The 10157-nt window shown below is 57.0% G+C and carries 9 protein-coding genes; all 9 read left to right on the top strand.

Annotated features, from left to right (window positions below; translation table 11 throughout):
• Positions 1–174 precede the first annotated feature (174 nt).
• The 9 genes from ABWO67_RS17005 (at position 175) to ABWO67_RS16965 (ending at position 10156) form a co-directional block, all read left to right on the top strand.
• On the top strand, positions 175–1800 hold the full coding sequence (locus tag ABWO67_RS17005) for a GMC family oxidoreductase (RefSeq protein ID WP_353153745.1): 1626 nt from the start codon (positions 175–177) through the stop codon (positions 1798–1800).
• A gap of 63 nt (positions 1801–1863) precedes the next feature.
• Positions 1864–3141, top strand: a complete 1278-nt coding sequence (locus ABWO67_RS17000) for a putative Na+/H+ antiporter (protein WP_353153742.1) — start codon at positions 1864–1866, stop codon at positions 3139–3141.
• 137 nt (positions 3142–3278) lie between these two features.
• Entirely contained in the window at positions 3279–3605 is a 327-nt protein-coding gene (locus tag ABWO67_RS16995) for an FmdB family zinc ribbon protein (RefSeq protein WP_353153754.1), read from the top strand.
• Positions 3606–3625: 20 nt separating this feature from the next.
• Positions 3626–4318, top strand: a complete 693-nt coding sequence (locus tag ABWO67_RS16990; RefSeq protein ID WP_353153739.1) for a DUF502 domain-containing protein — start codon at positions 3626–3628, stop codon at positions 4316–4318.
• Between the two features lie 38 nt (positions 4319–4356).
• Positions 4357–6156 carry an aspartate--tRNA ligase gene (gene aspS, locus ABWO67_RS16985; protein WP_353153751.1) on the top strand — a complete coding sequence of 600 codons (1800 nt, stop codon included), beginning with the start codon at positions 4357–4359 and terminating at the stop codon, positions 6154–6156.
• A 12-nt stretch (positions 6157–6168) separates the two neighbouring features.
• Positions 6169–7023 (top strand): endonuclease/exonuclease/phosphatase family protein, encoded by an 855-nt coding sequence (locus ABWO67_RS16980; protein WP_353153736.1) that lies wholly within the window; start codon positions 6169–6171, stop codon positions 7021–7023.
• Between the two features lie 32 nt (positions 7024–7055).
• Positions 7056–7916, top strand: a complete 861-nt coding sequence (locus ABWO67_RS16975) for an alpha/beta hydrolase (protein WP_353153748.1) — start codon at positions 7056–7058, stop codon at positions 7914–7916.
• 13 nt (positions 7917–7929) lie between these two features.
• Positions 7930–9159 carry a cardiolipin synthase ClsB gene (gene clsB / locus ABWO67_RS16970; protein ID WP_353153733.1) on the top strand — a complete coding sequence of 410 codons (1230 nt, stop codon included), beginning with the start codon at positions 7930–7932 and terminating at the stop codon, positions 9157–9159.
• A gap of 166 nt (positions 9160–9325) precedes the next feature.
• A complete protein-coding gene (locus ABWO67_RS16965; protein ID WP_353153730.1) occupies positions 9326–10156 on the top strand; it encodes a class II glutamine amidotransferase in 831 nt (276 codons plus the stop codon).
• The last annotated feature ends 1 nt before the right edge of the window (position 10157 follow it).

Genomic DNA, 10157 nt, shown 5'->3' with positions numbered 1-10157 from the left:
TGAAGCCGAAACAGCCCCTGACACACCCGCCTTTCTCAAGAACGAAAAATCACACACCCCCCACGCCTGCCATCAAGAACGAAAAACCCTGCCGATAACCCCAAGCCTGTCTTAGGCGCATGCTCTCCCAAACCGCTAGAATAGAAAAATAATAAAACCTTATCCGGAGACAACATGGTGGACGAAACATCGTCGCAGCCTCAGCTCGAGTTCGACTACGTCATCGTAGGTGCTGGTTCAGCGGGCTGCCTGCTGGCCAATCGGCTTTCTGCCAACCCTGCTCATAAAGTATTGCTGCTTGAAGCGGGCGGCCGCGATAATTGGCGCTGGATCCACATTCCGGTCGGTTATCTGTACTGCATCGGCAATCCACGCACCGATTGGTGTTATCGCACCGAACCTGATCCGGGTATCAATAACCGCAGCCTGGGCTATCCTCGAGGGCGTGTCCTGGGCGGGTCGTCAGCCATCAACGGCATGATCTATATGCGCGGCCAGGCTGCCGACTACGATAATTGGGCTGCGCAAGGCAACGCTGGCTGGGCTTGGGACGATGTTTTACCAGTGTTCAAACAGTTCGAAGACCACCATGCGGGCGAAAGCCAGTTCCATGGCGGTTCGGGCGAATGGCGGGTAGAGCGCCAGCGCCTGTCGTGGAAGATTCTGGACGCTTTCCGTCAGGCGGCCCAACAGGCTGATATTCCCGCTATTGACGACTTCAATCAGGGTGACAACGAAGGCTGCGCTTATTTCGAGGTGAATCAGCGGCGCGGCGTGCGTTGGACATCGGCCAAAGCCTTTCTGCAGCCTGTCGCACACCGCCCCAACCTGACTGTCCTTACCGGCGCACAAGCCGAGCGCATCGTTTTTGCTGGCCGAAAGGCCGACGGCGTGCGATTTATGCACGAGGGCCATAAGAAGTTTGCCAAGGCCAAGGCCGAAGTCATTTTATCGGCAGGTTCCATAGGTTCTGCGCAGTTGCTGCAAGTGTCAGGGGTGGGGCCGGGGGCGCTTTTGCAGTCTTTGGGCATTCCCGTCGTGCATGATCTGCCCGGCGTAGGGCAAAACCTGCAGGATCACTTGCAATTGCGTCTGATCTACAAAGTGCAAGGCGCCAAGACCTTGAACACCATGGTGGGCTCCTTGTGGGGCAAGGCCTTGATGGGCGCACAATATGCGCTTCAGAAGCGCGGTCCGCTGGCTATGGCACCATCGCAATTGGGGGCGTTTGCACGTTCCGGTCCCGACCAGACCCGGGCCAATCTGGAATACCATGTGCAGCCTTTGTCGCTGGAAAAATTTGGCGACGACTTGCACAATTTTCCAGCCATTACCGCGTCGGTCTGCAATTTGCGTCCTACCAGTCGTGGCCACGTCAACATTACTTCGCCCGATGCCAGCAAGCCGCCGGCGATCTTATGCAATTATCTGCAAACCGCCGAAGACAGGCAGGTAGCCGCCGACAGCATCAGGTTGACGCGCAAAATCATGGCCCAGCCGGCCCTGGCGCAATACAGTCCGCAGGAATACAAGCCGGGCTCGCAAGTGGATACCCAAGCCGATCTTGAACGCGCGGCTGGCGATATCGGCACCACCATTTTCCATCCCGTGGGCACCTGCAAAATGGGTGTCGATGCGATGGCGGTGGTAGACCCGCAGTTGCGGGTGTATGGCATCGAAGGGCTGCGTGTTATCGACGCCTCCATCATGCCTAACATTACGTCGGGCAATACCAATTCCCCTTCCATCATGATCGCCCAACAAGGGGCGACGTTCATTCTTGCGCAAGCGAACAAATAGTATCGGTTGTAGGATCATGCGACAATTCGCGCTTGTGATTTGAGATCTAAAAAAGGTTGGGGCATGCCTAGTTTTCTGGAATATCTGGCTACCGCGTTGTTCGCGATAGCCGTCATTCATACGTTTTCAGTACCAGTTTTCGCTCGCTTGGCCAATCGCGGCGGGCCCCATGCTGGCTTGTGGCACCTGTTGTCGGAGGTCGAGGCGGTCTTCGGCGTTTGGGCCTGCGTGCTGCTGGTCTTCATGGCATTGGTGTCGGGTGTGGGCGATACCGTCAACTATATCGACACGCGCAACTTTACCGAGCCGGCGTTTGTATTCGTGATCATGGTCGTGGCGGCTAGCCGCCCCATACTTGAACTGGTCAATGCCATAGTGCGCATGCTGGCCAAGGTACTTCCCATCCGCAATGAGTTGGCCATGTTCTTTGTGACGATGGCCTTCGTACCGCTGGCGGGATCATTCATTACAGAGCCTGCCGCCATGACGCTGGCCGCCTTGCTGTTGCGCGATGCCTATTTTCGCCAGCCGGGCCAGGCGGGCTTCAAATACATGACGCTGGGTGTGCTATTCGTCAATGTCTCCATAGGGGGCGTGTTGACCGCATATGCGGCACCCCCCGTGTTGATGGTAGCTCAGACCTTCGGCTGGGACACCCTTTACATGGCCACCCACTTTGGCTGGCGGGCCGCTGCGGCGGTAGTGATAAACGCCGGCGTGCTCACCTTTGTATGTCGTAAGCATCTGCTGGACGGCACCATAGGGCGCAATCCGGATACGGACGCAGCGGCCCGCGCGCCGGTACCCTTTATCGTCATCGCCATTCATACTGTGTTCCTGGTCGGTGTGGTGTTGTCGGCGCACCATCCCATTGTTTTCTTGGGCTTTCTGATGCTTTTCATCGGATACGCGCATGCTTACCAGCGTCATCAAAATCCGCTTTTGATCCGGGAAGGCTTGATGGTGGGTTTCTTCCTGGCCGGCCTGGTAGTATTGGGCGGCTTGCAGAAATGGTGGCTGCAGGAATTGCTGGCCGGCCTATCCCCGGTGGTCTTGTACTGGGGGGCGACGGCGCTGACGGCGGTTACCGACAACGCGGCGTTGACCTATCTGGGTTCCTTGGTCGAAGGCACCAGCGAGGCCTGGCGCTACATGCTTGTTGCGGGGGCGGTAACGGGCGGGGGGCTCACAGTTATTGCCAATGCGCCTAATCCGGCAGGCTTCTCCATCTTGAAGGGGACTTTCCCCGATGGCGCCATTTCTCCCCTGAAGCTGCTGGTGGCGGCGACGCTGCCTACACTGGTGGCCGCGGGCATGTTTATGCTGCCAAAGACGTTTTAGGCCTTGCGCGGGTGGCTACCGCCAAAACCGGCTAAAATTAGCGGGTTTTGGTGCTTTGCCGCGCCTCCCCGTTCCCCGCACGGCGGGGCGGCTGCAAGCGGGTTTTTTCTTTGACAAAACTTTCTTGGGATTTTGTCGTGCCTATTTATGCTTACAAATGCAGCGACTGCGGACATGCGCAGGACGTCTTGCAAAAAATGTCCGATCCGCTACTTACGGTTTGCCCGGAATGCGGTCACAGTACTTACACAAAGCAGGTTACCGCCGCAGGCTTTCAGCTTAAGGGCTCGGGCTGGTATGTAACTGACTTTCGCAATAATGGCGGTGCGCCAGCATCGACCGGTGCCGCAGCGCCTAGCGCCGCCCCGTCGACCAGTACCGCGTCGACTGGCAGTACGACCAGCAGCACCGCCAGTTCTACACCGGCAAGCGCTCCGGCTGCTTCCCCGACGGCGTCTTCCTGACCGGGCCATATACAGACCGAATGCGTTTTTTTAAACGATACTTTATTACCGGGTTGCTGATCTGGATCCCATTGGTCATTACGATCTGGGTAATCGCTTTACTAATCAGCACACTTGAAAGCTTTGTGCCGACATTCTTGTCGTCGCAATCTTTGTTCGGGTATCGCATTCCCGGCTTTCAGGTCGTATTGGTGGTGGCGGTGGTGTTGCTCACCGGGCTGCTGGGCGCTAACTTCATCGGCCGCGCCATGGTGGAACGCTGGGAGCAACTGCTGGGGCGCATTCCGCTGGTGCGCTCCATTTATAATTCGGTCAAGCAGGTCAGCGATACGGTGTTGTCCTCAAGCGGCCAGGCGTTTCGCGAGGCCGTGTTGGTGCAGTATCCGCGACAGGGCTCCTGGACTATCGCGTTTCTTACAGGTGTTCCCAGCGGCGAAGTCGCCGACAAGCTTGGCGGCGACTACGTCAGCGTGTATGTGCCGACGACGCCCAATCCGACTTCCGGCTTTTTTTTGATGATGCCGCGTCAAGACGTGCATGTGCTCGACATGAGCGTTGATGCGGCGCTTAAGTACATTGTTTCCATGGGCGTTGTTGCGCCTGTTTCTGTCAAGACCGCCGAAACCGGCCTCGAAGCGGCGTTGTCGATCGATGCCGCCTGCGCTATCGACACTGTCGAGCATGCGCGCGAGCCAGGCGAAAAACAGCCTTGACCTTCAGTTTAAGAATTTTCTATACGGAGTAATCCTTGATGCGTACTTGCTACACCGGCGAGGTTAATAAAAACCACCTGGGCCAGACAGTCACTTTGTTTGGCTGGGTACATCGTCGCCGCGACCACGGCGGTGTGATTTTTATCGATTTGCGCGATCGTGCCGGACTGGCACAGGTCGTTGTGGATCCCGACAACGTCGACGCATTCAACACTGCCGAGCGCATCCGCAATGAATTCTGCGTACGGATTACCGGCTTGGTGCGCTCGCGCCCCGAGGGCACCAGCAACTCAGAGCTGGCATCAGGCGAAATTGAAATCCTGTGCCGCGAAATCGAAATCCTGAATGCATCGGTAACGCCGCCTTTCCAGCTTGACGACGATAATTTGTCGGAAACCACACGCCTGACTCACCGCGTGCTCGATTTGCGCCGCCCGCAAATGCAGCGAAATCTTATGCTTCGCTATCGCGTGTCGATCGAAGTTCGCAAGTATCTGGACAACCTGGGTTTCATCGATATTGAAACGCCTATGCTCACCAAGAGCACGCCGGAAGGCGCTCGTGACTACCTGGTGCCGTCGCGGGTCAATGCCGGCGAGTTTTTCGCCTTGCCGCAGTCGCCCCAATTGTTCAAGCAAATGCTGATGGTGGCGGGTTTTGATCGCTATTATCAAATTACCAAATGCTTCCGCGACGAAGACTTGCGCGCCGATCGCCAGCCTGAATTTACCCAGATCGATTGCGAAACATCGTTCCTGAACGAAGAGCAGATCCGCGAGATTTTTGAAGGCATGATGCGCCACGTGTTTGCCAGCGTACAAAAAGTCGAACTTCCTGCCGTGTTCCCGACCATGACATGGATCGACGCCATGCGCCGTTATGGTTCCGACAAGCCTGATTTGCGCGTCAAACTTGAATTCGTCGATGTCGGCGACCTGATGCGCGACGTGGATTTCAAAGTGTTTTCGGCGCCTGCCAATGATCCGGCTAGCCGTGTGGTTGCCTTGCGCGTACCGGGCGGGGCCAGCATGCCGCGCAGTGAAATCGACGCCTACACCAAGTTCGTCGCCATTTATGGCGCCAAGGGCCTGGCCTACATCAAGGTCAACGACGCCGCGGCGATTCCTGAAGGCTTGCAGTCGCCTATCGTCAAGAACATCAACGCTGACGCGCTTGTCCAGCTTATCGAGCGCACCGGTGCGCAAAGCGGCGACTTGATCTTCTTTGGCGCCGACAAAACCAAGGTTGTCAACGATGCGATTGGCGCCCTGCGCGTCAAAATTGGCCATAGCGAATTCGGCAAGCAGAATGGCTTGTTCGAAGCTGGCTGGCAGCCATTGTGGGTGGTCGACTTCCCCATGTTCGAATACGACGAAGAAGAAGGCCGTTACTTTGCGGCTCACCACCCCTTTACCAGTCCCAAGGACGGTCACGAGGACTATCTCGAAACCGATCCTAGCAAGGCCTTTGCGAAAGCGTATGATATCGTCTTGAACGGCTGGGAAATTGGTGGCGGGTCGGTGCGTATTCACCGCGCCGACGTGCAAAGCAAAGTGTTCCGTGCCTTGAATATCGGCGCTGAAGAAGCAAACGAAAAGTTCGGCTTCCTGCTCGATGCCTTGCAGTACGGTGCGCCACCGCATGGCGGCGTAGCATTCGGCCTTGACCGGTTGGTTACCATGATGGCCGGCGCAGAGTCCATACGCGACGTCATCGCTTTCCCCAAGACGCAACGCGCCCAGTGCCTGCTGACGCAAGCACCGTCGCCCGTCGACGAGAAGCAATTGCGCGAATTGCACATTCGTTTGCGCAACACCGAGGTCAAGCCTGCGCAATAAAAGGGGAGTCTAGTGTCGGTAATCCGGGTTGTAAGCTACAACATTCATAAGGGCCGGTCCGCAACGGGCAGCCGCGAATCGTTGGCAGACTTGCGGCTCGGCTTATACAACCTGCGCCCCGATTTGTTGTTCCTGCAGGAAGTCCAAGGTCGCAACCAGCAGCATGTCAGCCTCGATGCACAGCATGAATCGCTGGGTGCCGCCTTATGCATGCAAACCGCCTATGGCTGTAATGCCATACACGAACGTACAGACCACGGGAATGCCTTGTTGTCGCGTTATCCCATCTTGAAGCACGAGAACCAGGATATTTCCGACCACAAGATGGAGCAGCGCGGGCTGCTGCATGCCGTGGTCGACATCGACAGTACGCCAGTGCATTGTCTGGTTGTGCATTTGGGCTTGTTCGCAGGCGGCCGATCCCGCCAGGTCGCTGCGCTGCTCGAGCGCATTAAGCGCCTGGTGCCCGAAGACGAGCCATTGCTGGTCGCGGGTGATTTCAACGACTGGAATAACCGCCTGGCGCCCTTGTTTGTAAAGCAGTTGGGCTTGTACGAAGTGTTTGCCATCGCGCCCCAGAATGGTGATCTGGGCAAGCTGCGTACTTCGGTCGAGCGTTTCCGCAACAGCTTGCGGCCGTTCCCCAAGCCCTTGCCATTGGCGCAAAAGGTGCACGAACTTGGTATTAATGGGGCCGCGCGCCTGACGCCGCCGCCACGCACCTTTCCGGCCGCCTTTCCCTGGCTGCGCCTGGATCGCATCTACCAGCGGGGATTTGCTGTGCGCCGCGCACGGGTTTTGCATGGTTCCCCCTGGAGGCAACTTTCCGACCATGCGCCGCTGATCGCCGAGCTTGAGCTGCCGTGAATACCGGCACCTGCTTGCCCGATAGCAACCCAATGGGTTATGGGCCGGTAGAACTCGATCGCCAATATAACGCGCGCGCCTCGGTGCCCGATTGTCTGCCTTTCTTGAAGGACTACGCCGACTACAGCGCGCGTGCGCGCCAGCAAGTACGGGGCAAGCTGTCGGTGCCTTATGGTGCATCACCCGATGAAACGCTGGATATTTTTCCCGCTGCCTCGGCCGCAGCTCCGGTATATCTGTTTATCCATGGTGGTTACTGGAAGGCCTTGTCCAAAGACGATTCGTCGTTCATGGCGCCGGCCTTCCATGCGGCGGGCGCCACCGTCGTGGCCGTGAACTATTCGCTGGCGCCAGGCGCCGGCCTGCAGGCCATCGTCGATCAATGCCGCAGCGCATTGGCGTGGGTGCATCGCCATATCCATGGCTACAACGGTGATCCAGCGCGTATCCATGTCAGCGGCAGTTCTGCTGGCGGACACCTGGCAGGTATGTTGTTGGCGCGAGGTTGGCACGATGCTTTCGATCTTCCCGATAACGTTATACATAGCGCCAGCCCTATCAGTGGTCTGTTCGACTTAAGGCCGCTGTTGTCCACGCATATCAATGAATGGGCCAGGCTGGATATGGAGTCGGCGATTGCCCTGAGCCCGCAATTTCATCTGCCTGAACGCGGCTGCCCCATCTTGTCTGCGTGGGGGCAGTTTGAAACGGATGAGTTCAAGCGTCAAAGCCAGGACTATGCCAAGGCCTGGGGCAAGCGCGGTTTCCCTGTGCAGGCGTTGGAAGTGCAGGGCGCCAATCATTTCAATATCCTTATGTCTTTGTGTGACCCGGCCTCCGCATTAAGCCGGGCCATTTTTGGTCTTATGGGCCTGCCTGCGGGCGTGTTTTAGACGGGAAAAGTGCATGGCGGGTAAAGCACTGCGCTTGCAGTGGCGCGAGGGCAACCGGATCGATCTCCTGCAAAATGGCGAGGCGTTCTTCCCGGCGCTGTGTGCTGCGATTGACGCAGCTACGCACCAAGTCCACCTGGAAACCTATATATTCAACCTGGACGACACGGGCCTGTCGGTGCTTGAGCATTTGCAGCAGGCTTGCAACCGGGGCGTGAAAGTACGTGTAGTTATCGATGGTTATGGCAGTCACCAGCATGCGCTTGAAATCAGCGCAAGACTGGGGGCCATGGGCGCGCAGTACCGTATCTATCGCCCCGAGCCCACAGGCTTGCGCCACGTCAAGTTCGATCTGCGTCGCTTGCGTCGCCTGCACCGTAAAGTCTGCGTCATCGACGAAAGCATTGCATTCGTGGGCGGTATCAATATTCTTGACGACTTTGTGGATGTGCCTGACGATGGACGAGGTTTGCGTCCCCGGTTCGATTTCGCCGTGCGTTTGCAAGGGCCTATCGTGGACGATGTGGCGCGGTCTCAGCGGGCGCTATGGCTGCGCATGGCATGGCGAAGGCGTGACGACTGGGCCGCCTTTTACCGCAGGCTCACAAGCTGGGCGCAATGGCGCGGCGCCCGCCGCAAAGTGGTAACGCAAGCGTTCAATCCTGGGCGGCGAGCTGCCTTCCTGTTGCGCGATAACGTTCGCTTTCGGCAAACTATCGAGGACGTATATCTGGCGACATTGGTCGATGCCAAGAGCGATATCCTGATCGCCAATGCCTATTTTTTTCCTGGTCGCCGGTTGCGCAAGGCGCTGGAAGGCGCAGCCCGTCGCGGTGTGCGGGTCCGGTTGCTATTGCAGGGGCGTGCGGAATACCCGATGCAATATCGAGCTAGCCGATACATGTATTGCAAGCTGCTGGACGATGGCATTGAAATTTACGAATACATGGCCAGCTACCTGCATGCCAAAGTGGCCGTCATCGACAATTGCGCCATGGTGGGCTCATCCAATCTCGATCCATTCAGCCTGTTGCTGGCGCGCGAGGCAAATGTGTTCGTGCAAGACACGGGTTTCGCCGATGAATTGAAGGCGGCGCTTGAGGCTGAAATGCAAAATGATGCCCAGCGCGTGACAGAGGAAGCCCTGCAGCGACGCGGTGTCATTGGGCGGTGGATAGACGCTTGCGCCTATCTGATGCTGCGTTTCGGGGTTGCCGTGACCGGAAAATCCTCGGAATATTGATTTTTCGTTGCGAAAATGCATCGTCCTTGGCGGCGTGTATGCAAGGCGCTTAAGAAACTTAATTTTTATCAATTCCCGTACTAGAATTAAGGCCAATCTACGCAATACGTGCACGGGCGTGTACGCGTATCCAGGCCGCAGATTTTCACTTCAAAGAATAATTACCATGTGTCAGCTGCTGGGCATGAACTGCGCTACACCTACCGATATCACTTTTTCTTTCACGGGATTCGCGGCGCGCGGCGGACACACGGATCATCATGCCGACGGCTTTGGCGTGGCTTTTTTTGAAAGCAAAGCGTGCCGGGTGTTCATTGATAATCAGCCATCGTGCAAATCGCCTGTGGCCGAGCTGATCAAAAACTATCCGATCAAGTCCAAGAATGTCATTGCCCATATCCGCAAGGCAACACAAGGGACCACCGCGCTGGAAAACTGCCATCCCTTCATGCGTGAATTGTGGGGGCGGCATTGGATTTTCGCGCATAACGGCGACTTGCTGGATTACCAGCCGGCGCTTAATGGCCAATATCAGGCGGTCGGCACGACCGATAGCGAAACCGCGTTTTGCCACATTATGCAGGGCTTGCGCCAGCGCTTTGGCAATATCGAACCACCGACACCCGAACTATTCCAGGCAATCGAAGAGCTTACGCACGAAATCACGGTTCACGGCGTATTCAATTACCTGCTTTCCAACGGGCGTTCGCAATTTGCACATTGCTCGACCAATCTGCATTACATCGTGCGGGAATGGCCTTTTAACAAGGCGCATTTAATCGATGCCGATATGACGGTGGATTTCTCGCAAACCAACCGTCAGGGCGATTGCGTGTCGGTTATCGCCACCAAGCCATTAACCGATAACGAAGTCTGGACGCGATTCGAGGCAGGCCAGCTGATCATGTTCGAGCAGGGCTGCCTGTCGTTAAGGGCTACCGTGCCTATCCCCGAGTCGGTGCAAAGGAAGAACGCGGAGAGCCTGGCTTGCGTGTGAT

The organism is Pollutimonas bauzanensis (genome assembly GCF_040393045.1).
Taxonomy (GTDB): domain Bacteria; phylum Pseudomonadota; class Gammaproteobacteria; order Burkholderiales; family Burkholderiaceae_B; genus Pollutimonas; species Pollutimonas bauzanensis_A.
This window is presented reverse-complemented; position numbering and strand designations above follow the sequence as displayed.